A 24,931-nucleotide genomic window follows, 5' to 3' on the forward strand; every position below is an offset into this window, starting at 1 on the left:
AGCGTATTCAAAGACCTCGAATCGTGGATTCGAAGAAGGCTCCGCATGTGCATATGGAAAGATTGGAAGAAGCCGAGTACGAAAGTGAGAAAACTCATCGGGTTGAGTATCCCGAAAGGGAAGGCTTATGAATGGGGCAACTCGCGAAAGAGCTACTGGCGAATTTCAAAAAGTCCCGTATTGCACAGAGCCCTCGGAAACTCCTACTGGAGTTCCCAAGGACTCAAAAGTCTGGTCGCACGTTATGAAACTTTGCGTCATCCATCTTAATTGAACCGCCGTATACCGAACGGTACGTACGGTGGTGTGAGAGGTCGGGAGTTAATCACTCCCTCCTACTCGATTATTCAATGTGAATAAGGGTTGCACCATCTGCGTTTATCGCGATGCAGCATCAATTATGGTACACTATTAGCATCGAAAAAAAGGTGGAATACGACATGAAATTTATAGAAGAACTAAATCCGATTTGGCAAGAAAAATGGGAAAAAGCAGGATTTGAAGCGGCTATGCCGATCCAGGAACAAATGATTCCGGAAATGCTGGCCGGCAACGACATCGTTGCTGAGTCCCCAACGGGTTCCGGGAAAACCTTGGCTTATGTACTGCCGATTCTTGAACGCGTCAACCCGGCTAAAAAATCCATTCAGGCGATGATCATTGCACCGTCCCAGGAATTGTCGATGCAGATCGTCAACGTGCTGCGCGAATGGACGGAAGGCACGGACGTAACAGTGGCGCAGTTGATTGGCGGAGCGAACGTGCAGCGCCAGCTGGAAAAACTGAAGAAGAAGCCGACAATTGTGGTGGGAACGCCAGGCCGTTTGAACGAACTGGTCAAAAGCAAAAAACTGAAAATGCACGAAATCCGCATACTTGTGCTGGATGAAGGCGACCAGTTGATGGCCCGTGAACATCGCGGCGTCATGAAAGATTTGATTGAAAAAACGCAGAATGAACGCCAGCTTGTTTTAGTATCAGCGACGATTACGGAGGAAGTGGAACTGGTGGCTGAGCGTTTGATGCAGCACCCGACCCGCATCCAGGTAACAGCAGAAGACTTGCCGATGCTCGGCAAAGTGACGCATTCATTCATTAAAGTGGAAGAGCGGGACAAAACCGATTTGCTTCGCAGAATTTCACATATTGACGGGATGAAGGCATTGGCTTTCGTCAATAACCTCGATCAGCTGCTGATGAAAGAAGAAAAATTGAAATTCCGTGATGCAAAGATTGTTGCGCTGCATTCTGAAATGAAAAAAGAAGAGCGGAAAAAAGCACTGGATTCTTTCCGCAAAGGGGAAGTGTCAGTGCTGATTGCGACGGAAGTGGCAGCACGCGGCCTTGATATCGATGCGGTGACACATGTTATCCATGTCGATGTGCCTCAGACCGTTGAGCAGTATTTGCACCGTTCGGGACGTACCGGCAGAGCAGGAGCGGACGGAGAAGTTCTGACGCTTCTGGCTTACCAAGATGAGCGCCATTATAAGAAATTCACTAAAGAGCTCCCTTCAAAACCGGTCCAGAAAGTTCTGCACGGCGGCCAGTTGATTGAAGGAAACAGCAAAACCATTGCTGAAAAGGGGAACAGACGATGACTTTCCAGGAAAAGTTGGAACAATACGCAGATTTGACCGTATACGTCGGATTGAATGTTCAAAAAGGCCAAACCATTATGGTCAATACCACGGTCGATACGATTGAATTTACCCGTTTGGTGGTTAAAAAAGCATACGAAGCAGGCGCAAAGCGCGTTTACGTGAACTACACGGACCCAGTACAGACGCGCACGCATTTTGAAATGGCGCCAGACGAAGCTTTCCAGGAATATCCGCAATGGTCTGTTGTCCAGCGCGATGAAATTATTGATACCGGCGGTTCTTTCTTATGGATTGATGCGGAAGATCCGGACTTATTGACCGGCATTCCAGCGAAAAGATTGTCGGACTCCCAGAAAGCTTCCGGAAAAGCTTTGGAACGGTACCGGCAGGCAGTTGGATCGGATAAAGTGGCTTGGTCGATTGTGGCCATTCCATCTCAAAAATGGGCGCAGAAAGTGTTCCCGGATTTGGAAAGCGGCAAGCAGATGGATGCACTATGGGAAGCGATTTTCAAAACGGTGCGCATTGGCGAAGGAGATGCGGTGAAAAAGTGGCAGGAGCATATCGCCACTTTGGAAAAACGGGCCGGTCTCTTAAATGACAGACGGTTTGACAAGCTGCACTACACAGCCCCTGGAACAGATTTGACGATTGCATTGCCTGAAAAGCATATCTGGATGTCCGGTGCGGCAAAGACGCCGCAAGGAAATCCGTTCATCGCCAATATGCCGACTGAAGAAGTTTATACGGTTCCATTGAAGTATGGCGTTGAAGGCGTTGTACGCAATACGAAACCACTCGTTTATCAAGGGAATATTATCGATGATTTCACGTTGACGTTTGAAAAAGGAAAAATTGTCAAAGCGCAGGCAGCAGTCGGACAAGAATTGCTTGCTGAAATGATTGGAACGGATGAAGGCGCTGCGTACCTTGGAGAAGTGGCTTTGGTGCCGCACCAGTCGCCGATTTCTGATTCGAACATTTTGTTTTTCAATACGCTTTTTGATGAAAATGCATCGAATCACTTGGCAATCGGCGATTCCTACCCGACTTGCTGCGAAGGCGCACGCGATTTGGAACGGACTCAACTGGAGTCGATTGGCCTGAATACATCCATCGTCCACGAAGATTTCATGATTGGCAGCGCCGGCATGAACATTGACGGAATCCGGAGCGATGGCACAAAAGAGCCGATTTTCCGCGAAGGAAACTGGGCATTCTAAGAGGTGAGCAATTTGAAGAAGTATTTGGTCGCGGTATTGGCATTCGTCGTGTTGTTCGGCGGCACGATGTCGGTTCAGGCAGAAGTGAAAACGCCTGCGGTTTATATCGCGGTAGGGGATTCGCTCGCTGCTGGCCAGACGCCGAATTCTCAAATTGATACAGGCTATTCGGATTTGATCGCACAGGAATTAGCAAGCCATCAGCCGGTAGCGTTTTATTCAAAAAATCTGGCTTTTCCCGGATTTACGACTGAAGACGTCTTAGAACGAATTCAGTCACCGGAGGCGAAGGAAGTTTTAAGCGCTGCAAATATTATTACCCTGTCTGCCGGAGCGAATGATCTGCTGCGGCTGGTCCAGTCAAACCCCGCGCAGGGGACATTGGTGTTTCAGCAAATCCAAGCAGATTTTGCGTTGAATAAAGCACGCATAAACACGGAAATGATTTTGGCCGAATTGAAAAAAACGGCGCCGCAGGCAGATATTTATGTAATGGGCTATTATTTTGCCTATCCCCATGTGCGGGATTCGCAAAAAGAAGGCACCGCACTCCAGCTTGACCAGTTGAATGCAATTTTGGAGCAATCAGCTGAAAAGGCGGATGTGAAGTTCGTTTCTGTGGGCGAGGCATTTGGAGACAACGCAGTCGATAAAATTCCGAATCCGGGAGATGTGCATCCGAATGTAAAGGGGTATCAGGCGATGGCCAATGCTTTTCTGGATGCCTATCAGCCAGGCTGGGAAGTGGAAGACCAGGAATTGCCGGCCGCTGACCCAAAAACGTTTGAAGAAATCATTCAAGAGCAGGAGCAAAATGGAGATGCGGAAGCAGACGGCCAAAACGACGTTTCTTCAGCAACTCCCCACAGCCAGCTGGACGATCATTATTTGGCGTTGCGTGAAGCCATTCCATATGCATAATAAATACCGCTTCGGGCAGAACCCGGAGCGGTTTTTTATCTCTTGCGTTTTGTTGGAGTTGTTTTGTACTTGCTCGTATCGCCAGCTTTTTTGCTTTGCATGACTTTGCGGATAATTGGATAAGCAACTGGTGCAATTTTAATAGCGGTTTTTACAATTCGACCTATTCCCATAGTTATCTCTCCTATCATAAATGAGGTATAGACTAATTTCCCTCATCGTTTCTTTTCTAAACATGCACTTTATGAAAGGGCCAATGAAACAAGGATTTTCCGGTAGTCATGGACGCTTGAAAGCAGTACGTATTCAGCATTCCCGTGCCAATCATCTCCCGAAGGTCCAAATTCGATGGCTCCTTCACCGCCATTCACGGTTGCATAATAACGGGTATCAGCGGCTCCGTGCTGGCCAAACAGTACAGCCTCTTGGCTCGTTGTCTGTTGGATGGACTTCTTCAGCGTTTGGATGTACGGGTTTTCTTCTGAAGTAGTCAGGGCCGGTGTAGATCCGCTTGCTTTGTATTCCATGTCCAGATTCAAGGTTTCTGCGAGCTCCGCCATTTGCCGGACGATTTCCTCTTTGTCCTGCCCTGGCATGAACCGGATATCATAAGACATATGGCAAATTTCCGGAACAACATTATAGCGGTCGCCGGCATTGATGATCGGCAAGTTAACGGAAGTTTGTTCGTAATACTCACTGGACTCTTTCCGGAACGGCAGCTCAGCAATCGCCATATGGTATTTCATAGCAGACTCAATCGCATTGATGCCTTCCCAAGGCCGGCTGCCATGGGCGGGTTTTCCTTTAAACGTCAAATCCATGCGCAAGATGCCTTTTGACTGCAGGCCGACCTTCAGTCCCGTCGGTTCGCCGCAGATGACAAAATCGCCATGGAAGCCTTGTTCAACAAGCCATTTAGACGTATGGCGGCCGCCGATTTCTTCATCGGTGACAATATGCAATTGCACAATGCGCGGCAATTTTTCAGCATCCAGGTCGACGAAAGCCTGCATCATGGCAGCGACGCCGGCTTTCATATCCGCAGCCCCTCGTCCATATAAGCGTCCGTTTTCTTCCATTGGAACAAATTGTTCGGCGTGTCCCGGGACAACGTCGACATGCCCGTTCCAAACGATGGTTTCGGTTCCTTGCCCTTTGATTGCCGTCAGCATTAAATAACCTTCGTTGTCATGGACCGTTACTTCCTGCCCCTGTCGCTTAAGCCAGTCGGCGCAAAAAAGAAGCGCCTTGTTCGCGCCTTCTTTTGTATCACTTTCAATTTTAATCAAATCCTTGAGCAATTCTATCATTTATTTATGGCAGCTGAAGTTCCGCTGCCAACACCACCTTTCTATTTTTCCTCATGCTAAAAGAGTACCCTAATAGATCAGTTTGAAACGGAATTGCTTTCGGGCAGGGAGTTGTGTACAATACAGGTGATAACGAAATAATTGTATACACCACAAGGGGAGCTATTTGCTGAGAGTGAACATATTGTTCTTACCCTTTGAACCTGTAAGTTAATGCTTGCGCAGGGATGTGGATAGAAACCGGTCCTTAACGCGGCGCCAGGCTCTGTCCTAGCGCCGCTTTTATATGGTTTTTTTCTGCGGCCCTTCTGGTGATGTGCACAACACAAGGAGGAAGTCATGAGAAATTTACGAGTTTTACTGATGATGGAAATTGCCATTTTCGGAGCATTGGGATACGTACTGGATTTTGTGGCATTCAAAATGCCGCAAGGCGGTTCAGTGAGTCTGGTGATGATTCCGATTGTCTTGATGGCGTTTCGCAGAGGCGTGTTAGCAGGTGTGTTAACCGGTCTGCTGGTCGGCCTGCTCCAAATCGTGACCGGCGTCATTTCGGTGACGCCGCTGTCGTTTGGTTTTGTCGTATTGCAGGTATTGTTGGATTACCTCGTGGCGTACGGCTTAGTCGGCCTTTCCGGCTTGATGCGCGGAAGATACTTGCAAGCTTCCCGCGAACATCGAACCGGAGGTATGATCATGGCAGTAGTGATCGGGCTGTTTATCGGTTCTGCATTGCGCTATATTACGCATGTCATTACCGGCATTCTATTTTTCGGCATGTTTGCAGAAGGCAATGTATTGATCTATTCGGCAGTTTACAATGCCACTTATATGATTCCGGTCTTTTTGGTCGCCGCAGTTGTGTGTTCCACACTCTTCGCAGCGGCACCAAAACTGGTGGATACAAAAGCGTAAGTTTAAGAGGATTATCTAGCGGATAATCCTCTTTTTCTTATGCTGAGATTCAAGCAAATGACGGTGCTTTACGGGCATCTGCGCTTTTCTTATGATATAATTTTGAGTAGACAAGTTGAAAGAAGGGTACTAAATGATTGCCACTACAGAAAAAGATATTGAAATGTTAAAAAAAGCCGGCCGCATGGTCGCTGAAATCCGTGACGCCATGAAAGCCGCTACGAAGCCCGGTGTTACGACGAAAGAACTTGATGAGATTGGCGGACGCATGTTCAAGGAAATGGGCGGCGTGTCCGGACCAAAATCAGAATACGATTTCCCAGGGTATACATGCATCAGCGTAAATGAAGAAGTTGCCCATGGCATGCCAGGGAAACGGATAATAAATGAAGGCGATATGGTCAACATTGATGTATCCGGATCGTACGAAGGATATTTTGCAGATACCGGCATTTCGTTTGTTGTCGGCGACGGCTATCCGGAAAAAGAAAAACTTTGCGAAGTTGCAGCTTCATCGTTTGAGCGTGCGATGACAAAAGTCAAAGCTGGCGCGAAGTTAAACCAGATTGGCAAAGCAGTTGAGCGCGAAGCGAAACAGCAAGGATTGTTTGTTATCAAAAACTTGACGGGCCACGGAATCGGAAAATCTCTTCACGAAGCCCCTCAACATATTTTGAATTATTACGATGCGTGGGAAACAACAATTTTGAAAGAAGGAATGGTTCTGGCAGTAGAACCGTTTATTTCCCAGAAATCCGAACATATTGTGGAATCAGGAGACGGCTGGACATTCATCACACCGGATCAGTCACTGGTTGCGCAAATTGAACACACGGTACTGGTCACAAAAGGCGAACCGGTATTATTGACGAAAATAGATTAAGGCACAAAAAAAGACCCTTCTTAGGGTCTTTTTTTGATGAGCAATATTCCGGTTAATATAACACCTGCTAAAAACAAGGACGCTGTCGTGACGAGCAATTCATCCATTTGATGCTTAACTGCGATGCCGATAAATGCCCAGATGAATACAAGAGAATAAGGGATGTCGGAATGATGGAATCGAATATGAAGTGCAAGTGCAGTTGCGACAGTCAGCATGATGACCGTCCATAGCTGATCGCTCAGCCCCCAGCCGCTCCAGTTATAGTAGGTAAGGACAAAACTGATATTGGCAATTGTAGCGACGCTAATCCATCCCATATTGACTGCTGCAGGTAAACGTTCAAAAAGACCGCGTTCTTCATTGCTATATTGAAGATAAAGCCCAATCAACGCCAGCAAATACCCGATCATCGCTGCGATTGACCAGCCGAAGAATTCGTAATGCCAAAGAAGCAGCCAACTTATATTAAACAATGCGCTTAATACAAAAAATGCAGTGATTTTTAATGGGGGAATTTGTCCTTTTTTCAGACGGACCCAAAAACCGATAATCCATATAGCCAGCAAGATGTAAATAACTGACCAGATTGAAAATACATAACCAGCGGGCGTAAACATGACCGGGAGACGATTGGAAATTTCTCCAGTTGTCTGTCCGTTAATTGGCAGGATATTGGCCAAAGCGTTTACTACAATGATGGCTATAAAAGCAATAGTCATCAACAGTATCCTAAACATAAGAGATCCCTCCTCTTTTTTAAGTATAACTGTCCTTGTAGGTGACAACAAACTGCAATTCCAAAAAAAATTGAAATAAAAGGGAGTTTGTGAAGAAGCCGACACTTTTTAAAAAAATATTGGAGAGGAGGGATTGCTTCAATTGTTCCGCCTGCCGAATAATAATGCTATACTAGTAAGTGTTTTTAGAAAATTTAGTTTACCAGGGGGTAACACAATGACAGTGAAATTTCCGGAAGTATGGGATTTGGAAGTTCTTTTTCCAGGGGGAAGCAACTCAAAAGAATTGCGTTTACATATTGAAAAAACAAACTCTGATTTAGCGGAACTTGAACAACTGGCTGAAAACTTTGAAGTGCCGGCATCAGAGAAAGACGAGGCAGCCATTGTAACGATGCTCGAGACAGTCAAAGGGATCATGCAGCAATTGAACCAGGCAGGCTCATTTATCGGGTGCCTCCAGGCTCAAAATACTGAAGACAAAAAAGCAGCGATTCTGCAAAGCGAAGACGCTGTATTAAATGCCCGTTTTCAGACGGCTCTTCAGGCGATCCAGCAGCAACTGGCCAAAACGGAAGAAAATGTGTGGAAGGCACTTTTAGACTCGGAATCCTTAAAAGAATTCAGTTTTGTGTTGAATGAATGGCGAGAAGAAGCAAATATGCTCCTTTCCGAAAAAGAAGAAAACATCATTACTTCGCTTAGTACCGATGGCTACCATGGGTGGAGTCAATTGTATGACATGCTGGTGGGCGATATCAAAATCAAGATGAACATCGGCGGAGAAGAAAAAATTCTTTCTGTCGGCCAGGCCAATAACTTAAGCTCCGATCCGGATGCGGCAATCCGCCAACAATCGTATGAAAAAATGGAAGCGGCATGGACGGTCAAAGAAGAGTTTTTTGCCAAGACGCTAAATTCGATTGGGGGCTTCCGATTGGAAGTCTATAAAAAACGCGGCTGGGACAGCGTTCTTCAAGAACCGCTTCATATGAACCGCATGAAGCAGGAAACCTTGGATGCGATGTGGGGAGCCATCAGCAAAAACAAACAGCCTTTTGTCGATTACTTGAATAAAAAAGGCGAGATGCTTGGGAAAGACGGACTGGACTGGTTTGATGTGGACGCACCGGTAACGGAAAGCACGCAACAATTTGCATATCAGGAAGGAGCGGAATTCATCCTTGAGCATTTCGGGAAGTTCGGCCCGGAACTGCAAAAATTTGCAGTGCAAGCGTTTGAAAAAGGCTGGATTGAAGCGGAAGACCGGCCGAATAAACGCCCAGGCGGATTCTGTACGAGTTTGCCGATGACCGAAGAATCAAGGATTTTCATGACTTACAGCGGCTCAATGTCAAACGTTGCCACATTGGCGCATGAACTGGGCCATGCTTTCCACAGCCATGCCATGCAGCCGGTTCATCCATTAAACCGCTCGTATGCGATGAATGTTGCAGAAACGGCTTCAACTTTTGCAGAAATGATCGTCGCAGATGCGGCCGTTAAAAATGCGCAGTCAAAAGAAGAGAAGTTGGCGCTTCTTGAAGACAAATTGCAGCGCAGCGTCGCTTTTTTCATGAATATCCATTCCCGCTTCCTGTTTGAAACACGTTTTTATGAAGAGCGCAAAAACGGGGTAGTATCGGCTGAACGCTTAAACGAATTGATGGAAGAAGCGCAGCAAGAAGGATTTGCAGGGGGATTAAAATCAACCCATCCGCATTTCTGGGCATCCAAATTGCATTTTTATATCACCGATGTTCCGTTTTACAATTTCCCGTATACGTTCGGTTATTTATTCTCCCTGAGCATTTATGCTAAGGCTTTGGAAGAAGGCAGCCAATTCGAAGAAAAATATATGGCCCTTCTGCGCGATACGGCCATTATGACAGCTGAAGACCTGGCGATGAAGCATTTGGGTGAAGACATCACACAACAGGCGTTCTGGGAAAAAGGAATTGCGCTTTGTGTGAAAGATGCTGAAGATTTCAATGCGCTAGTTTCCTCAGTGGGATGATGCCATGAATTTACTATTCGAAGGGCGTACATGTTATATTCGGAATTTAACAGTGGATGATGCGGAAGAGATGGTGCAATTGCTGTCGCGCAATCGGGATTATTGGGCGATCTATGAGCCCCGCCATCAAGATAGTTATTTCACAGCCATGGTTCAGCGTGAAAAGATAAGGGAATCAATCTATCAGGCGAGAGAAAACCGCGAGTACAGCTTTGGGATTTTTGAGCACGAGTCCAATAACATGATTGGGCATATTTCCATCTATGGCATTAAGCGGCTTCCCTTTCTTAGCGCACTGGTTGGCTATTCCATTGATGAAGCCTGCATCGGAAAAGGGATTGCGACGGAAGCGGTAGGGCTTGTGACAGCATTCGGCTTTGAACAGCTCCGGCTGCACCGGATTGAAGCATACGTGTCTCCGAGAAATACAGGTTCGATTCGCGTGCTCGAAAAATCGAAATATCAAAAAGAGGGGCTGTTGCGCCAGTTTCTCTATATTAACGGAGTATGGGAAGATCATTTCCAATACGCCATTTTGGAAAGTGAATTTTGAAAGGGCAAGGCCGCCTATAAAAAATGGTGGAACGCACTTGCCAGATGGTTTTCAGAATAAAGGCGGAGGAGGAGATTGCAAGATGGATAGAAACAGATTGTTTTCCTATCATCAATGGGCCACTCTGGAATGCCTTCGGCACGTCCAATCGCTGGGCGAGGAACTTTACCGGAGAGAAGGGCAGAATTCTTTCGCTTCCATCGAAAAAACGATGGAACATGTCATCGGCGTCGAAAAACTGTGGCTGATGCGGATGGCCGCAACCGAGGATCCGGCATTCGAATACTTCGATGTCGAAACGCCAGAAAAGGCCATCAAAGCGTTTATGCTGCTGCACGCAGAAATGGAATTGTACATGTCTGCACTGACGGAAGAGCAATGGCAGGAGAAGCTGAAGTTTAAAAATATGCGCGGGGATGAATTTGAGAACTCGCGAGAAGAAATGCTTTTCACGGTCATCAATCATGGCACTTACCACAGAGGGCAAGTTACTTCGTTCCTGCGCCAATTTGGCAAAGAGGGAATTGCACTTGATTATCTATATTTCAGAAAATAGTGGCGAAGAACCGGAGCGAGGCTTAGATTATCTTATGCAGGATCATTATGAATGGAACTAAATTACGCAAAAAAAAACCGCTGAGAATCTCTCAGCGGTTTTCGTTTCCGTTAACGACAATATCCAGTTTGCCCGTAGTAGGGTCGATAACCAGTCCGTGAACCGGTACAGTGCGGTCCATTAAGGGATGGTTTTTCACCATATTTACACTGTGGCGTACGCTTTCGTTGACATCATCAAAGCCGCGCAGCCAGTCCTCGATGTTCACGCCGGAATATTTCAATTGCTCGATGGTTTTTTCATCAATTCCGCGCGCTTTCATTTTTTCCAGAACGGAAGTCGGATCAATCGCAGACATGCCGCAATCATGATGGCCGATTATGTAGATTTCTTCTGCTTTCAATTCATAGACAGCAACAAATAGGCTGCGCATGATTCCGCCGAATGGGTGATTGATGACAGCACCGGCGCTTTTTACGATTTTTACATCGCCATTTTTCAGGTTCATGGCTTTTGGCAGCATTTCAAACAGCCGGGTATCCATACAAGTAAGGATAACGATTTTCTTGTCGGGGAATTTAGTGGTAATGTATTGCTCATACTCTTTGTTCTCAACAAATTGTTCGTTGTACTCCAAAATATCTTCCAACATGGACATATTCGGTTCCTCCTTTAGAAAGCCTATTTATATTTTAATCCTTTTTGCAGAAAAAAACAGCCCGTAAGCACAATGCTTCCGGACCGTTTGGTTTATCGGGCAATTTTGTCCAGCTTGTTGAGCATAACCAGCGATTTTCCAGTGCCGATTGCAACAGACTCAAGCGGCTGCGGTGCAATATGTACTGGTACCGAAATTTCTTCAGAAAGCCATTGCTGCAGTCCTTTCAGCAAAGCGCCGCCTCCTGAAATGATGACGCCTTGGTCTACAATGTCGCCGGACAATTCAGCCGGGCAGTTTTCCAGCGTAGCGCGGATGCATTCGAGAATGGCCAGAAGCGATTCTTTTAAAGCTTCCTGGATTTCCGTTGAGGTCAAATTCACCACTTTCGGCAATCCGGTCATGATATCGCGGCCGCGGACTTCCATGGTTTCCTCTTCGTGGGGAATCAAGGCATAGCCGATTTGTTTTTTGATGTTTTCAGCAGTAGGTTCACCAATCAGCACATTGTATTTTTTGCGGACGTATTGGATGATGTCTTCATCCATGCGGTCTCCCGCAACTCTTACCGTATTGGCTGAAACAACGCCGCCAAAGGAAATGATGCCGACTTCAGTGGTGCCGCCGCCGATGTCCACGATGACGCTGGCAATCGGTTCGCTGACCGGTAGATCTGCGCCAATTGCAGCTGCCACTGGCTCTTCGATTAAGTGTACGCTTTTTGCGCCGCTGTGTTTCACTGCGTCCACGATGGCTCGCCGTTCAACAGAAGTGGCACCGCAAGGCGTGCAAATCATGACATTCGGTTTGCGGAAAGAACCGCCAATTTGTTTGGCTGCTTTTTGCATGACCAGTTTCAACAATTCAATGGTCACGTCAAAGTCTGCAATCACGCCTTCTTTCAAGGGACGGACCACTCGAATTGAGTCAGGGGTTTTGCCAATCATAGCTTTGGCATCTTCGCCGAACGCAATCACTTTATTTGATTTTGTATCCAATGCGACCACTGAAGGTTCGTTTAAAATAATGCCTTTTGATTTTGTGTAAACTAAAATGTTTGCAGTTCCTAAATCAATTCCAATATCCGTTGAAGAAAACATGCCTAAACTCCTCCTAATTATAAACAACTACCATCTTACATTTTACCATGAAAAATTAATGTAAAAAGAAGGAAAGCAGAAAATGAGACATTTGAAAGGTGAAATCTATTGAAAATATCGGATTAGAGGGTATATAGTCGTGAGTTCGGCGATTTTAACAGAAAGTAGATTTCCTGCTGCAGAAGCGAGTGCTGAATTTGCCCATCAAAAAACCGTTCTCAAGCCGAGAACGGTTTTTTTTTAATATCTTTTTTTCGGTAGTGGATCGACATGCTCCGCATCGTGTGCATGAAGCTCTTTACCCAGAAAATGCAAGAGTGTAAAGAAGAACAAGAAAATAACTACCATGAAGCCCATAACGATTGTAACGCCTTCTAACATAATGATAACTCCTCTCGTGTCTGTAATTATCACTTTAAGTATACATGATAGCCCATGATAAATTAAGTGTCAAAATAATGATACTTAAAAAGCCCAGTTGCCAGCTCTGAAAATCGGTTCACGAGTGCCGTCTTCCAGGATTCCGTCAATATCCATTTCGCCCGAACCGACCATAAAGTCGACGTGGGTAATGCTTTGGTTTAGGCCATGTTCAGCCAATTCTTCTTTCGACATTGTTTTGCCGCCTTCGATGCAGAAAGCATACGCACTGCCAATCGCGAAATGGTTCGAAGCATTTTCATCGAAAAGCGTGTTGTAGAATAAAATGTTCGAAGCTGAAATCGGTGATTCATGCGGCACGAGCGCCACTTCCCCCAGGTAATGGGACCCCTCATCGGTAGCTACAAGTTCTTTTAATACTTCTTCGCCTTCAGCTGCCGTAACATCAACGATTTTGCCGTTTTCAAACGTGATTTTAAAATCATCGATGATATTGCCGCCGTAACTTAACGGTTTCGTACTGGATACGTAGCCGTTGACGCCTGTTTTGTCCGGCACAGTGAATACTTCTTCCGTCGGCATGTTGGCCATGAATGTATGGCCTTTCTCGTTTACAGATCCTGCACCGCACCACAAGTGGCCTTTTGGAAGTGCGACTTCCAAGTCTGTTTTTGGAGAAGTGTAATGCAGCTTAGCGTATTTTTTATTGTTCAAGTAATCCACTTTCGTATGCAAAGTTTTATCATGATCCAGCCATTCCTGTACCGGATTGTCCATATCGGCGCGTACCGCTTTAAATATTGCGTCCCATAACGCGTCCATTTGCTGATCTTCCGGAAGCTCCGGGAAGACTTTGGCTGCCCATTCTTTGGAAGGGGCGGCGAGAACGGTCCAGCTGATTTTGTCTGATTGCACATACTGGCGGTATTTGCTGAGTGCCGTGCCTGTTGCTTTTTGCGAAGCGGCAATCCGTTTCGAATCGATGCCTTTTAAAAGGTCAGGGCTTTGGGACATGATGCTGATAAACGCTGCCCCTTGGTCAGCGAGCAATTCACGTTCCTGTACTTTCCAGGAAGGAAACTCTCCAAACGAATCTTCTGGAGCCAGTTCAAAGCGTGTGCGTGTAATTTCATCATCGCTCCAGTCCACGTGGACTTGTCTGGCACCTGCTTCATAGGCTTTTTTTGCAATTAAGCGTACAAAAGGTGCGGCATTCAATGTCGCGTTGATATAAAGCGGCTGCCCCGGTTGAATATTGACCCCTACATTTACAGCCAGTTCCGCATAACGGGCTAGTTTTTCATCAAAAGTTGTCAAATAAATCTCTCCTCTCATCTTTCCTATTTTAGCAATTTTCAGTCAGTCGTGGCAATGTTTAGCCCTAAAAGCATGAATAGAAATTTTCTTAACAGGACTTTCACTCCAATGGCGAAAAACAAAAGCAGGAAATACTATGTCCGTCCAGCTCCATGCTTCACTTTCTTTCCAATGCTTCAAAGAGCGGCCAGGCGGAAAGCCGACACTTTTTCTGGATTAATTTAAAGTTTTCCCTTGCATTTTTTATTATAAAAGTTTATGATTTAAACAAATGTTTAGAAAGGGAGGTGAGGAGTTGAACAAAAAGGAACAGGAAGTTATTGAACTGATCCGGAAAAATCCTTATTTGTCTCAACAAGAGATGGCGGATTCGTTGCAAATGTCCCGTCCTTCTTTAGCTAACTTAATCTCCGGGTTGATTCGGCAAGGGAAAATTGCAGGCCGGGCATACATCCTGCCAGACGAAGGAACGGTTGTCTGCATCGGTGGGGCGAACGTCGACCGCAAGTTCTGGCTGGAAAAAACGGCGCAGATGGGCACATCCAACCCGGCAGCAGTTTCGGGCAGCGTCGGCGGCGTCGCCCGGAACGTGGCGGAAAACTTGGGGAGGATGGGCCATCGGGTAAAACTGATGTCCATCGCCGGGAACGATCCGGAGTGGAAATTGATAGAAGAAACCTCTTCGCCTTTCATGGATACGGAATTAACGAAGACCCAGAACGATCTTTCGACCGGCACCTATACAGCTATACTAGAGCCGGATGGGGAAATGATTTTGGCAATGGCCGATATGGCCATCTACGATTCACTGACAGTGGAATACGTCAAACGCCACGAAACGGCGTTGATGGCAGCTGCTTTTCTTGTCATCGATTTGAACTGTCCGAAAGAAACTGTCCGCTACGTTCAGGAACTGGCGAAAACACGCAATATCCCGTTGGCTGTCATTCCTGTCTCTACGCCTAAAATTGACCGGCTTGGAGAAGATTTGGCCGGCATTACCTGGCTGATTTTGAATAAAGGGGAAGCGGAACGCTTTTTAAGCATCAAAATCGATTCTCCTGAAGCATGGAAAAATGCTGCGACCCGAATACTCGGGCATGGAGCGGGAAATGTCGTAATCACCGCCGGGAAAGAAGGGGTGATGGCAGGAAACCGTGAAAGAATCAGCCATTTCGCAGCAGTCGACGTGCCGGAGCTTCTCGATGTCACTGGAGCCGGAGATGCGTTTTCAAGCGGCATCATCCACAGTTACTTAAAAGACCACCCGTTTGAAAAAATCATTCAGACAGGGCTAATCAATGCAGCGAAAACGCTGCAAAGCGAATCAACCGTAAGAACCGAGTTATCGGCTATGCAATTACAAATTGAACTGGAGGAACTACTATGAACTCAATGATTACTTATTCAACTGAAGTGCAACAAGCAATGGACACTAACCAACCGATCGTGGCGCTGGAATCGACAATCATCTCCCACGGCATGCCTTACCCGCAAAACGTGGAAACAGCACGCATCGTTGAACAGATCATCCGCGATAACGGAGCAGTCCCGGCAACAATTGCCATTATGGACGGCAAAATCAAAATCGGTTTATCCGATGAAGAGCTTGAACTTCTTGGCAATAGCCCGGACGTCGCAAAAGTTTCACGCCGCGATCTTGGACAATTGATCGCAACGAAAAAAATCGGTGCTACAACGGTTGCTGCTACAATGATTTGTGCAGAACTTGCTGGCATCCGTGTATTTGCTACAGGCGGCATTGGCGGCGTTCACCGCGGTGCAGAAACGACAATGGACATTTCTGCTGACCTTGAAGAATTGGCAACTACTGGTGTAGCAGTTGTCTGTGCCGGAGCTAAATCAATCTTGGACATCGGTTTGACCCTGGAATTCCTTGAAACAAAAGGCGTACCGGTCATCGGCTATAAAACGGATAAAATGCCGGCGTTCTATACACAAGCAAGCGAATTTGATTTGACTTTCCGTGCAGATGACGTAGAAACTTTGGCAAAAGTATTGAAAGCGAAATGGGATCTTGGATTAAAAGGCGGCGCTGTAGTGGCCAACCCGATTCCAGCAGAACATGCGATGGAAGAATCGTTCATTAACGGCATCATTGACCAAGCCATGGTGGAAGCAAAAGAAAATGGCATCGCCGGAAAAGAAACAACGCCTTTCCTTCTTGGAAAAGTAAAAGAATTGACGGAAGGCACTAGCCTGGTCGCAAACATCGAATTGGTGAAACATAACGCTGAAGTCGGCGCGAAATTGGCTGTGGCTTATAACGGACTTTAAGAAAATGCGAAAAGAAGCTCTCAACTTTGAGGGCTTCTTTTTTTGTGCTTTGAGAAAGGTTTCTTCTGCAATTGTTTGCGGGTACATAGAAATAAGGAGCTGAAACCTATGAAAACAGATGTGTTCATTAGTGGTGGAGGAGTCGGCGGCTTAACACTTGCCTTGAAGTTGGCACAGCGCGGCGTGAACGTAACCGTTGCGGAACGTCTGACTTCCAAAACTCCTGCTTATAAAGGTGAATTGCTGCAGCCTAAAAGCATGCAGATTTTTGATGGACTGGGACTTTTTGAAGAAATTGAAGAACGTTCCAATGAGATCAAAGTGCTCGATATGCTGGAATTGTCCAGCACTCTGGCAGTCCGCGATCAATCTTTTTTGGATTATAGTGTGCTTCCGGGAAAATACAATGCCGCTTATATGGCGCATCACGAAGAACTGAAATCGATTCTTCGTGAGGCCGCTTCACAATACCCCAATTTTTCTTATTTAGGTGGAACTACCGTAAAGAAAATTGATGGAAATGCCGCCCATTTGCAAAAAGGCAAAGAAAAACTGGAAGTACAGGCTGATTATTTTATAGGAGCCGAGGGCAGGGCATCGGTTACGCGAAAAGCGATGGACATTGAGATAAAACAAACCACTTACAACCATCATTTCTTAACCGTCACCTTTCCGCGTGCTGAAAATTTCCGGGATGGAAAAATCATTTCGACGTACAACCGGTTTTTGGGTTTGTTTCCTTTGCCGGACAACCAGGTACGAAGCGTGTACTTGATACCGGAAGGAGACTACCAAGAGTTGAAAGAAAAACCAATCAGCCATTTCCATAAACTTTATACAGATTTGGCGCCTTCCATTGATGGCTATGTCCAACAATTGCAGGACTGGAAGAAAATCCAGTTAATGATTCCGGTCATGTTCCATGCCCCATCCTATGTAAAAGAGAATAAAGTGATTATTGGAGATGCCGCCCATGCGGTGCATCCGATGGCAGGGGAAGGCATGAATATGGCCATTCAAGATGCGGATGTGCTAGGCGAGCTGCTGGCCGATATGGCCGAATCCGGAAAACGGAGCCCTGAAAATCTGCACTGGTTTGAAAAAGTGCGTTATAAACGGGCTGAACACGTAATCCAGCTGAGCCATTTGTCGGCACTGGCCTATTCATTTCCTTTCCGGACCGTTAGTTATCTGCGGACACGGACAGTTGAACGCATGGAAGAAGATCCAATCCTTCACTTTAAGCAGATGCTGAATGTTTCAGGTCTCGGCATGTGGAAAGAAAACGTCCGAGACCGTTTTATCCAAGGCGGAATTATGCCTGTTCGGCGAAGCAGGGATTTAACTTCAGATACAAAAGAATTGAAATATTTCACCAGAGAAGAAGATTATCCGTGGAAAGTGGAGGGACTTTTATGATTGATGTGATGAAAATGTTTAAGGCTCGTATGTATATGAAGCGCAATGAGCCGTTTTTATATAGCTGGCACGCTTATGTAGGGTACGAATTGGATTTGTTTAAAGCTTTTGAACGCCCGGTGACCCAATTTGATGTTGCGGACGCCCTTCAATTGGATGAGGATTTGCTGCACCAATGGGTAAGTGTGGGAGTCTCAATCGGCCACTTGAAAGAAGCCGGGAGAGGGCGCTACAAAGTGTGGAACACCTGGAAATTGCCGAAACCGAAAGGCAATAATTCGTCCGGCGTTTTGTTGAAGGAAATGATGGAGCTCCACATCCCGACTTTGCTCAGTTACCCCGAAATGATGCGGAATCAAAACCGGCGCCATTTTGATGAAGAAAAACATGCTCCCACTGTGGCGGAAACCAGCCGTTTGCTTGAAGTACTGGCTATGCCGAAAATGTCCAAGCGTATTCGGGAAAACAGGAGCCGCACCGTTCTCGACATCGGATGTGGAGAAGCTGGATATATCAAAAAGCTAGCTGACCGTTTTCCTGACACCCAATTTACCGGCATTGAAATCAGTCCGGCAGTCGTGGAAACCGCTAAGGAATTGACCGCTGGCAATGACAATATTGTCATTGAAAATGCAGACTTGTGGCAGTATCAGCCTGAACGCCTGCAGGATATGGTCATGATGAACAACGTCATCCACTATATCGACCTGGAAAAGCGGCAGGCGCTGTTCACGGAACTGGCCACCTGGCTTGAGAAAGATGGCATTCTTTCAGTTGTCACCCCAATCGCCGGCAGCAGCGAAGACCCGCCTTTTGCAAATGTCTTCAACAGCTTTTTCTCTTCTTTCGACAACCTCTACCGCCTGCCGACCAGACAGGAACTGGCGGAATGGGGCGAAGAAGCAGGACTCACCATGCTCGGCATCAAAACCGTCATCAAAGAAGGCAGCTGGTACATCGCGCAGTATCAAAAGAAAAGCTGAAATGGCCGTTAAGATTCGAAAGGCGTAAGATGAGCTGCCGAAGAGGCGTGTCTTCAGCCGCACAGGCAGTTCGGCTTACGACCCGACAATCTGGCCATTGAAGCTGGACAAAAGAAAAGCTGAAGCGCCTGGTCAGCCCCGAATCGAGAAAAGCGGAAGTGCCTGCTCAGCTCTGACAGGCATAAGACGGACCAATGGAGTGGCAATTTTTGCCGCGTAATTGGGCGGGCTTATGTCCCGAAGAGCTAGGCACTGGAGACTAGACAAGCGCTGGAGGGCTTGCCGAAGATGGTGCTCTTTGCCATCGCCGGAAAGACCGAAGCGACTCGAGGGGCTAGGTGCTGAAGCTGGACAATAAGAAAAGCTGAAATGGCCGTTTCTTTTTAAAAAACAAAAACCCCTTGGACTTCAGGAAACTCCTGAAAACCAAGGGGCCTTTTATTTGCGCAATGAACCAAGTTCCTGCGCGATTGCCTGCATTTCGTTTGGCGTAATGTTGTCGCGGCTTGCGACCATTTCATACAGTTCTTTCAAGTCTTCGTATTTCGATGAATTGAAGTGTTCAGGTTTCATTGCGTCGGAATTGACCATGCGCAATTTTGCTTTTATTTCTTCAATCATGAAAGAAACATTTTCGTTTGACGGTTGTGAGAGGTCCATAATGGATTCCTGCCTTTCGATAGGGTATAACCCATCATTTCACTGTTCAAAAAAAATGTCAATTGCCAATGCGTGCTGCTTCTTTCGCTTCTGCTTTTTCTTCTTTGATTTTTGCCACAATGCGTTTCGTTTCAAGCGCAATGACACCCGATAGACCGAGAAGCCCAATCAAGTTCGGCAGAGCCATTAATCCGTTCATAATATCTGAGAACATCCAGACCACATCAAGAGAAACGGTTGCACCAATGAATACTACCGCAATAAAGGCGACGCGGTAAACGATCAAAAGGCTCGGATTTTTAAATAGATACTGGAAACATTTCTCGCCGTAGTACGACCAGCCGATGATCGTTGAAGAAGCAAAGAAAATGAGTCCAATCGCGACGACAATCGGACCGATTGGCCCTAGGAATTGTTCGAAGGCCGCCGTTGTCAGTGCGGAACCTTCCAGCGACTTGTCGGTATACATGCCCGACATGACGATGGTGATGCCGGTGATGGAACAGATGATCAAAGTATCGATAAATACTTGGGTCATCGATACAAGGGCTTGGCGACCAGGCATATCTGTCTTGGCAGCCGCTGCGGCAATAGGAGCGGAACCGAGGCCGGCTTCATTGGAGAAGACCCCTCGGGCGACCCCGTATCGGATCGCGGCACCGATTGCGCCGCCTACTGCAGCTTCGCCGGTAAAGGCAGAAGTGAGGATCGTGCCGATTGCCGGCAAGATCAATTCAACGTTCATTACCATAATAACCGCCCCGGCAATGATATAGAACAATGCCATAAACGGAACAAAGTAGGAAGTAACTTTTCCGATTGTCGTGATGCCGCCTAAAATGACTGCAGCTGCGAAAACCGTCAAAATGATGCCGGTAATCCAGGTCGGTACGTTAAACGTATCCCGGACTACTGCAGCAACCGAGTTCGACTGTGTCCCGTTGCCGATGCCGAACGCAGCAATGGAACCGAAGATGGCAAATAACACGCCCAGCCATTTCTGTTTCAAGCCGTGCTCCAGATAATACATCGGTCCGCCGGCCATCAAACCTCTGGCATCGACGACACGGTATTTGACTGCAAGTACAGCTTCTCCGTACTTGGTTGCCATCCCGAAGAAGGCCGACATCCACATCCAGAAGACGGCACCCGGTCCGCCTAAAATGACGGCTGTTGCAACACCGACGATATTACCGGTGCCGACTGTTGCAGCCAGCGCGGTTGAGAGCGCCTGGAAATGGCTGATGTCGCCCTCTGATTTTGTATCCTGGTTTTTGGTGAATACCAGCTTTAATGCATAAGGTAAATAACGAACTTGTAAAAGGCCTAAACGAATAGTTAAAAAGATTCCTGTTCCCACCAATAAAACCAGAAGAGGTGGACCCCAAACAAAACTGCTGATGCTGCCCAAAATTGATTCTAATCGCTCCATCATATTTCCCCTTTTTGTGTATAGTGTGGTGTTGCCCTTTTTTTTCACCACCTTTAGAGTTAATATTCCGAAATATTAAAGAAAGAGTCAAGGTTTTTCTGAAAAATAAAATTTACTATGTGTTTAAATTTCTGGAGATTAGGGAAAATCCAAAAGAGACGCAAGTACTACAATTACTGGGAGGAATTCAGGATGAGCCAAAACAAACTATTAACAGGATTACTTATGGGAGCTGCGGTTGGTGTAATCGTATCTTTATTAGACCGCAACACGCGAAATGATGTAGTGAACAAATCGAAAAAAGTGGGCAGCAGTGCTCAATATTATGCTCAAAATAGAAAAGAACTAGTGAATGCTGTACAGCAGCAGACTGAAAGAGTTCAAAATCTTTATTCCCGTATTTCTGAAGACGCTTCTTACGTGGGAGAAAAAGTAAACGAATTGAAAGACTTGACTCCACATGTAAAAGAACTGGCAATGGAAACAAAAGAAGCATTTGTTGATACGAAAGATGCAGTCATCGATTCTAAAGATGACGTGTTGTCAGCTTTGAAAGAAGACAGCCCGTCTGCTACTTCATCTTTGACTGAAGGAAATGATTCAAGTTCTACTGGATCCGGGTCTAACTTTGGATCAACTTCAAATTCGTCGGCTGGATCAACGGCAGGATCGGCGTCAGGATCAACTTCAGGTTATAATTCCGGCACAAATTCTTCAAAAAAGGCCTAATTCCGATAGAAACGAAAAACAAAGGCCATGTTTCAGAACCGGAAGAGCGGTTGCACAATCTGGCGGTAAGCCATGATGTCACAACCGGAAAAGGGTTTTTGAAAGAAGTATTTAAACGAATAAATGATATAGACGTTTTAGGATTAGGAGCGCAATTAGCGTTCTTTTTCCTGTTGTCCATATTTCCGCTTCTTATTTTTGTTATCACATTGCTGCCGTATTTAAATATCTCGGAAGACCAAGTTTATAGTTTTCTGGAAGAAGTTGCACCAGGCGAAGTCTATGTTCTAATTCAAGAAACTTTGACTGAAATACTGACAAAGCAAAATGGCGGTCTGCTTTCTTTCGGGATCATTGCGACGATCTGGTCAGCAAGCCTCGGTATGGACGCACTGATAAAATCGCTGAACTTTTCTTACGGGGTTGAGGAAAACCGCCCGCTGCTGATTGCACGCGGCATGTCGATCCTTTCCACTATTTTGATGATTTTCATTTTGATCGTAGCGCTTGTTTTGCCGATTTTCGGGCGGCAAGTCGGACTTATTATTTTTACATTTCTTGGATTGGAGGAAGGGTTCCTGGAATTATGGGGGGCCATTCGTTTTACCATTCCATCATTGATCATTTTTGCGGTATGTGCAGTTATATACTGGATTGCGCCAAACATACGGTTGAACGTTAAAAGCGTTATTGCCGGAGCCGGGTTTACAGCAATCGGATGGATTGTCATTTCTTATGTTTTTTCCATCTACATCAATAACTTCGCCAACTTCTCGGCAACATACGGCAGTATTGGCGGTATTATTGTGCTGATGCTTTGGCTGTATTTATCAGCAATGCTTTTGTTGGTAGGGGGGCAGATCAATGCCGTCATGCAGGGAAGAAGCGACATGATCGCCACCAAAAAGAAAAAGCGCCGCCGGCTTTTACGGCTTAAAAGAAAAAAAACGATTCGCGCCAAGTGATTACTCCTTGGCGTGAATCGTTTTTTATTATTCGCCGCTTGGGCGTGATTTGAACTGTTGCATCTTATCATCCAGTTCATCGACCATGGCAATCAAGCGGTCAATATCTTCAAGTTCGGCAGTTTCAGGCTCGATGGCATCCAATACTTCCAAAAACATGTTTAAGCGCTGCTTCATGTAAGTGACTTGCTGTTCTTTATTTGTTATGGATTTACCCATTCGGAACACCTCTTTTCGCCTGTTAATGATAGCTGAAAACTGTAAGAAATTCAATAAAAGCTAGGTAAAAAGCGTTATTTTAATCATTTAAATGTTTTGAATATTTACTTTATTTATTTTTCATGTTAAGGTAATGTTAATCAAATGAGAGGGGAGGCCGAAGTGAATCGTCGAAACCAATCGCTGTAGGAAGATGAAGGAGGGGGTTCGAACATTTCACCGGCAGCTTAGCCGAAGAAATCGAGTTATGAAAATTCAATTGGATATTGCAAAAACTTAAAGGCTCAGCCGGAATCTGAAACCAGATACGGACTGAGCCTAATTTATGTTTACAGAACTTCATAAGTTTCATTGATTTCTATTGAGTGTTCCATGGTTCGCACCATCGAACAGTTCTTGCGCGTCAATTCCATTACACGCGGCATTTTCGCTGGATCAATATCGCCTTTTAACGTGAAATGCAAATGCACTTTGGAAACCCGGCTGGCTTCTTCTTCAATGCGGACCACATCTTTTACTTCAATCTGGATATCTTCTGCAGGCATCCTCATTTTCTCCAACACTTTCCGCATGACGCCTCCGCTGCAGACCGCCAACGAAGAGACAAGCAGCTGATAAGGCCGATACCCATATTCTTCGTTGCCTGATATTAAAAGCTCCCCGAACGGCAAAGTTCCGGTAAAGCCGTTTTCGTTCATTGAAAATTTCATCTATCGTCGCCTCCTTATGGTAAAATTGTATCTGAATTCTAACGAAAGATAAAAGAACGTGCTTGAGCAGGAGGTCCAGATGAAGATGTTTTTAAAGAGCGAACGCGCCCGGTTTTGGGTTTTAGTCGCCATTGTTTCAATTTCAGGTTTTTCGCAAGGGATGCTGCTTCCGCTGATTGCTGTCATCTTTGAACAGGACGGAGTATCATCGGCATTAAATGGCTTAAGTGCGACAGGGTTATACATAGGAACATTAGTGATTGCACCTTTTATGGAGCCGCAATTACGCCGGTTCGGCTATAAACCGCTAATCTTGGTGGGAGGCGGATTGGTCATTGCTTCACTTTTAGCGTTTCCCCTTTGGAAAAGCGTGTTGTTTTGGTTTGTTCTGCGGGTGCTGATCGGCATCGGCGACCAGGCACTGCATTTTTCCACCCAAACCTGGATCACATCGTTTTCACCGCAGCACCGCCTTGGGCGGAATATCGCCATCTACGGGATGTCTTTTAGTGTCGGTTTCGGAGCGGGGCCCTTGTTCGTTCCGCTCGTCGGGATTTTTGAAGCCTTGCCGTTTATCATTTCAGGTATCCTGTGCTTGATTGCCTGGTCGCTTGTATTTTTGCTGAGAAACGATTTCCCGGAAACTTCAGCTGGATCACTGGCGCAAAAAGGGACGATTGGACGTTTCAAAGCCGCTATCGTCATTGGCTGGATCGCTTTCTTGCCGCCCTTGGGGTACGGTTTTTTGGAGGCTTCCTTGAATGCCATTTTCCCGGTTTACGCGCTAAGGCAGTCGATTGATGTGGCGATGGTCTCTTATATGCTGGCTGCCTTTTCAATCGGAGCCATTGCGACCCAGTTGCCGCTTGGAGCGTTAAGTGACCGGATCGGCAGGCGCAAAGTGCTGCTGCTTGCTTTGTTTGGCGGGGCAGCGGCATTCGGGACAGCCAGTTTCTTCGAATCGAACGCTTGGGTAACCTTAGCGTTATTTATCGTGGCTGGGATGTTTGTCGGCTCTACATTTTCTTTGGGGATCTCCTATATGGCTGACCTAATGCCCCGGGACTTGCTGCCAACGGGCAATCTTTTATGCGGCATCGCCTTTAGCATCGGCAGTCTTGCAGGCCCAGTTCTCGGCGGGTTATTTCTTGACCTTACCGAGGAGCTGAGCTTTCTGCTGCTCATTGCCGCCATACTGCTGGTCATTTTCACGGTTATTGCTCTTCGCAGCAATACAGAATCCAACGCTGCAGTTGAAGAAACATTATAGGTGGATAGAAAAAGAACTTCCGAATCGCTTCGGAAGTTCTTTTGTCGTTTAGGAACCGGTATTTC

Annotated in this window: 27 protein-coding genes and 1 riboswitch; of the genes, 16 read left to right on the plus strand and 11 right to left on the minus strand. The window is 46.2% G+C overall.

Annotated elements, in window-relative coordinates:
* From BLQ32_RS20070 to BLQ32_RS18035, 4 genes are all read left to right on the plus strand, one after another.
* A partial coding sequence (locus BLQ32_RS20070; RefSeq protein WP_280513356.1) for a group II intron maturase-specific domain-containing protein occupies positions 1-270 on the plus strand: 270 nt, incomplete at its 5' end.
* A 170-nt stretch (positions 271-440) separates the two neighbouring features.
* Positions 441-1,601, plus strand: coding sequence for a DEAD/DEAH box helicase (locus tag BLQ32_RS18025; RefSeq protein WP_074511552.1), 1,161 nt, complete (start codon positions 441-443; stop codon positions 1,599-1,601).
* Positions 1,598-2,827, plus strand: a complete 1,230-nt coding sequence (locus BLQ32_RS18030) for an aminopeptidase (RefSeq protein ID WP_036805889.1) — start codon at positions 1,598-1,600, stop codon at positions 2,825-2,827. The genes BLQ32_RS18025 and BLQ32_RS18030 overlap by 4 nt, the downstream gene beginning before the upstream one ends.
* Positions 2,828-2,830: 3 nt before the next feature.
* The gene (locus BLQ32_RS18035; protein WP_342342140.1) at positions 2,831-3,748 is read left to right on the plus strand and encodes an SGNH/GDSL hydrolase family protein; all 918 of its coding nucleotides are present in this window, start codon (positions 2,831-2,833) and stop codon (positions 3,746-3,748) included.
* Between the two features lie 35 nt (positions 3,749-3,783).
* Here BLQ32_RS18035 and BLQ32_RS19895 read toward each other — a convergent pair whose 3' ends face one another.
* Entirely contained in the window at positions 3,784-3,921 is a 138-nt protein-coding gene (locus tag BLQ32_RS19895; RefSeq protein WP_175557148.1) for a hypothetical protein, read from the minus strand.
* Between the two features lie 69 nt (positions 3,922-3,990).
* Positions 3,991-5,061 carry a M20 family metallopeptidase gene (locus BLQ32_RS18040; protein ID WP_074511553.1) on the minus strand — a complete coding sequence of 357 codons (1,071 nt, stop codon included), beginning with the start codon at positions 5,059-5,061 and terminating at the stop codon, positions 3,991-3,993.
* Between the two features lie 145 nt (positions 5,062-5,206).
* Positions 5,207-5,306, plus strand: a riboswitch (TPP riboswitch).
* Between the two features lie 94 nt (positions 5,307-5,400).
* On the opposite strand from BLQ32_RS18040, the gene thiT reads away from it, so the two are divergent.
* Both thiT and map read left to right on the plus strand, forming a co-directional pair.
* Positions 5,401-5,976, plus strand: coding sequence for an energy-coupled thiamine transporter ThiT (thiT, locus tag BLQ32_RS18045; RefSeq protein WP_074511554.1), 576 nt, complete (start codon positions 5,401-5,403; stop codon positions 5,974-5,976).
* A 133-nt stretch (positions 5,977-6,109) separates the two neighbouring features.
* Positions 6,110-6,859 carry a type I methionyl aminopeptidase gene (gene map, locus BLQ32_RS18050; RefSeq protein WP_074511556.1) on the plus strand — a complete coding sequence of 250 codons (750 nt, stop codon included), beginning with the start codon at positions 6,110-6,112 and terminating at the stop codon, positions 6,857-6,859.
* Positions 6,860-6,879: 20 nt separating this feature from the next.
* On the opposite strand, the gene BLQ32_RS18055 is transcribed toward map, so the two are convergent.
* Entirely contained in the window at positions 6,880-7,599 is a 720-nt protein-coding gene (locus BLQ32_RS18055) for a hypothetical protein (protein WP_074511557.1), read from the minus strand.
* A gap of 217 nt (positions 7,600-7,816) precedes the next feature.
* Between BLQ32_RS18055 and BLQ32_RS18060 the strand changes: the two genes are divergently transcribed.
* From BLQ32_RS18060 to BLQ32_RS18070, 3 genes are all read left to right on the plus strand, one after another.
* A complete protein-coding gene (locus BLQ32_RS18060) occupies positions 7,817-9,616 on the plus strand; it encodes a M3 family oligoendopeptidase (RefSeq protein WP_074511559.1) in 1,800 nt (599 codons plus the stop codon).
* A 4-nt stretch (positions 9,617-9,620) separates the two neighbouring features.
* Positions 9,621-10,169 (plus strand): GNAT family N-acetyltransferase, encoded by a 549-nt coding sequence (locus tag BLQ32_RS18065; RefSeq protein ID WP_074511560.1) that lies wholly within the window; start codon positions 9,621-9,623, stop codon positions 10,167-10,169.
* Positions 10,170-10,251: 82 nt separating this feature from the next.
* Positions 10,252-10,725, plus strand: coding sequence for a DinB family protein (locus BLQ32_RS18070; protein ID WP_074511561.1), 474 nt, complete (start codon positions 10,252-10,254; stop codon positions 10,723-10,725).
* A gap of 91 nt (positions 10,726-10,816) precedes the next feature.
* On the opposite strand, the gene BLQ32_RS18075 is transcribed toward BLQ32_RS18070, so the two are convergent.
* The 4 genes from BLQ32_RS18075 to BLQ32_RS18085 form a co-directional block, all read right to left on the minus strand.
* Positions 10,817-11,383: a beta-class carbonic anhydrase gene (locus BLQ32_RS18075; protein ID WP_074511563.1), complete on the minus strand. Its 567-nt coding sequence runs from the start codon at positions 11,381-11,383 to the stop codon at positions 10,817-10,819.
* Positions 11,384-11,475: 92 nt separating this feature from the next.
* Positions 11,476-12,483, minus strand: a complete 1,008-nt coding sequence (gene mreBH / locus BLQ32_RS18080; RefSeq protein WP_074511564.1) for a rod-share determining protein MreBH — start codon at positions 12,481-12,483, stop codon at positions 11,476-11,478.
* 240 nt (positions 12,484-12,723) lie between these two features.
* Positions 12,724-12,864: a hypothetical protein gene (locus BLQ32_RS19900; RefSeq protein WP_175557149.1), complete on the minus strand. Its 141-nt coding sequence runs from the start codon at positions 12,862-12,864 to the stop codon at positions 12,724-12,726.
* 84 nt (positions 12,865-12,948) lie between these two features.
* Positions 12,949-14,181 (minus strand): aminopeptidase, encoded by a 1,233-nt coding sequence (locus BLQ32_RS18085; RefSeq protein WP_053166935.1) that lies wholly within the window; start codon positions 14,179-14,181, stop codon positions 12,949-12,951.
* Between the two features lie 295 nt (positions 14,182-14,476).
* Here BLQ32_RS18085 and BLQ32_RS18090 point away from each other — a divergent pair, with 295 nt between their 5' ends.
* The 4 genes from BLQ32_RS18090 to BLQ32_RS18105 all read left to right on the plus strand — a co-directional run bounded on the left by BLQ32_RS18090 (position 14,477) and on the right by BLQ32_RS18105 (position 18,881).
* The gene (locus tag BLQ32_RS18090) at positions 14,477-15,571 is read left to right on the plus strand and encodes a carbohydrate kinase (protein WP_074511565.1); all 1,095 of its coding nucleotides are present in this window, start codon (positions 14,477-14,479) and stop codon (positions 15,569-15,571) included.
* Positions 15,568-16,479 carry a pseudouridine-5'-phosphate glycosidase gene (locus BLQ32_RS18095; protein ID WP_074511567.1) on the plus strand — a complete coding sequence of 304 codons (912 nt, stop codon included), beginning with the start codon at positions 15,568-15,570 and terminating at the stop codon, positions 16,477-16,479. The genes BLQ32_RS18090 and BLQ32_RS18095 overlap by 4 nt, the downstream gene beginning before the upstream one ends.
* Positions 16,480-16,587: 108 nt before the next feature.
* Positions 16,588-17,898, plus strand: coding sequence for an FAD-dependent oxidoreductase (locus tag BLQ32_RS18100; RefSeq protein ID WP_036805847.1), 1,311 nt, complete (start codon positions 16,588-16,590; stop codon positions 17,896-17,898).
* Positions 17,895-18,881 carry a class I SAM-dependent methyltransferase gene (locus BLQ32_RS18105; RefSeq protein ID WP_074511568.1) on the plus strand — a complete coding sequence of 329 codons (987 nt, stop codon included), beginning with the start codon at positions 17,895-17,897 and terminating at the stop codon, positions 18,879-18,881. Before BLQ32_RS18100 ends, BLQ32_RS18105 begins: the two co-directional genes overlap by 4 nt.
* A 438-nt stretch (positions 18,882-19,319) precedes the next feature.
* Here BLQ32_RS18105 and BLQ32_RS18110 read toward each other — a convergent pair whose 3' ends face one another.
* Both BLQ32_RS18110 and BLQ32_RS18115 read right to left on the minus strand, forming a co-directional pair.
* On the minus strand, positions 19,320-19,541 hold the full coding sequence (locus tag BLQ32_RS18110) for a DUF1128 domain-containing protein (RefSeq protein ID WP_036805842.1): 222 nt from the start codon (positions 19,539-19,541) through the stop codon (positions 19,320-19,322).
* Positions 19,542-19,599: 58 nt separating this feature from the next.
* Complete coding sequence (locus BLQ32_RS18115; protein ID WP_074511569.1) at positions 19,600-20,973, minus strand: alanine/glycine:cation symporter family protein; 1,374 nt, start codon at positions 20,971-20,973, stop codon at positions 19,600-19,602.
* 192 nt (positions 20,974-21,165) lie between these two features.
* Between BLQ32_RS18115 and BLQ32_RS18120 the strand changes: the two genes are divergently transcribed.
* Together BLQ32_RS18120 and BLQ32_RS18125 are read left to right on the plus strand one after the other, a co-directional pair.
* Entirely contained in the window at positions 21,166-21,702 is a 537-nt protein-coding gene (locus tag BLQ32_RS18120) for a hypothetical protein (RefSeq protein ID WP_074511571.1), read from the plus strand.
* Positions 21,703-21,800: 98 nt separating this feature from the next.
* The gene (locus BLQ32_RS18125; RefSeq protein ID WP_244890386.1) at positions 21,801-22,667 is read left to right on the plus strand and encodes a YihY/virulence factor BrkB family protein; all 867 of its coding nucleotides are present in this window, start codon (positions 21,801-21,803) and stop codon (positions 22,665-22,667) included.
* A 27-nt stretch (positions 22,668-22,694) separates the two neighbouring features.
* Here the strand turns inward: BLQ32_RS18125 and BLQ32_RS18130 are convergent, their stop codons facing one another.
* Positions 22,695-22,886, minus strand: coding sequence for an SE1561 family protein (locus tag BLQ32_RS18130; protein ID WP_036805835.1), 192 nt, complete (start codon positions 22,884-22,886; stop codon positions 22,695-22,697).
* Positions 22,887-23,215: 329 nt separating this feature from the next.
* A complete protein-coding gene (locus BLQ32_RS18135; RefSeq protein WP_053166930.1) occupies positions 23,216-23,596 on the minus strand; it encodes an OsmC family protein in 381 nt (126 codons plus the stop codon).
* A 79-nt stretch (positions 23,597-23,675) separates the two neighbouring features.
* On the opposite strand from BLQ32_RS18135, the gene BLQ32_RS18140 reads away from it, so the two are divergent.
* Positions 23,676-24,866 carry an MFS transporter gene (locus tag BLQ32_RS18140; protein ID WP_074511573.1) on the plus strand — a complete coding sequence of 397 codons (1,191 nt, stop codon included), beginning with the start codon at positions 23,676-23,678 and terminating at the stop codon, positions 24,864-24,866.
* The last annotated feature ends 65 nt before the right edge of the window (positions 24,867-24,931 follow it).

Source organism: Planococcus glaciei (genome assembly GCF_900099655.1).
In the GTDB taxonomy this organism is placed as follows: Bacteria; Bacillota; Bacilli; order Bacillales_A; family Planococcaceae; genus Planococcus; species Planococcus glaciei.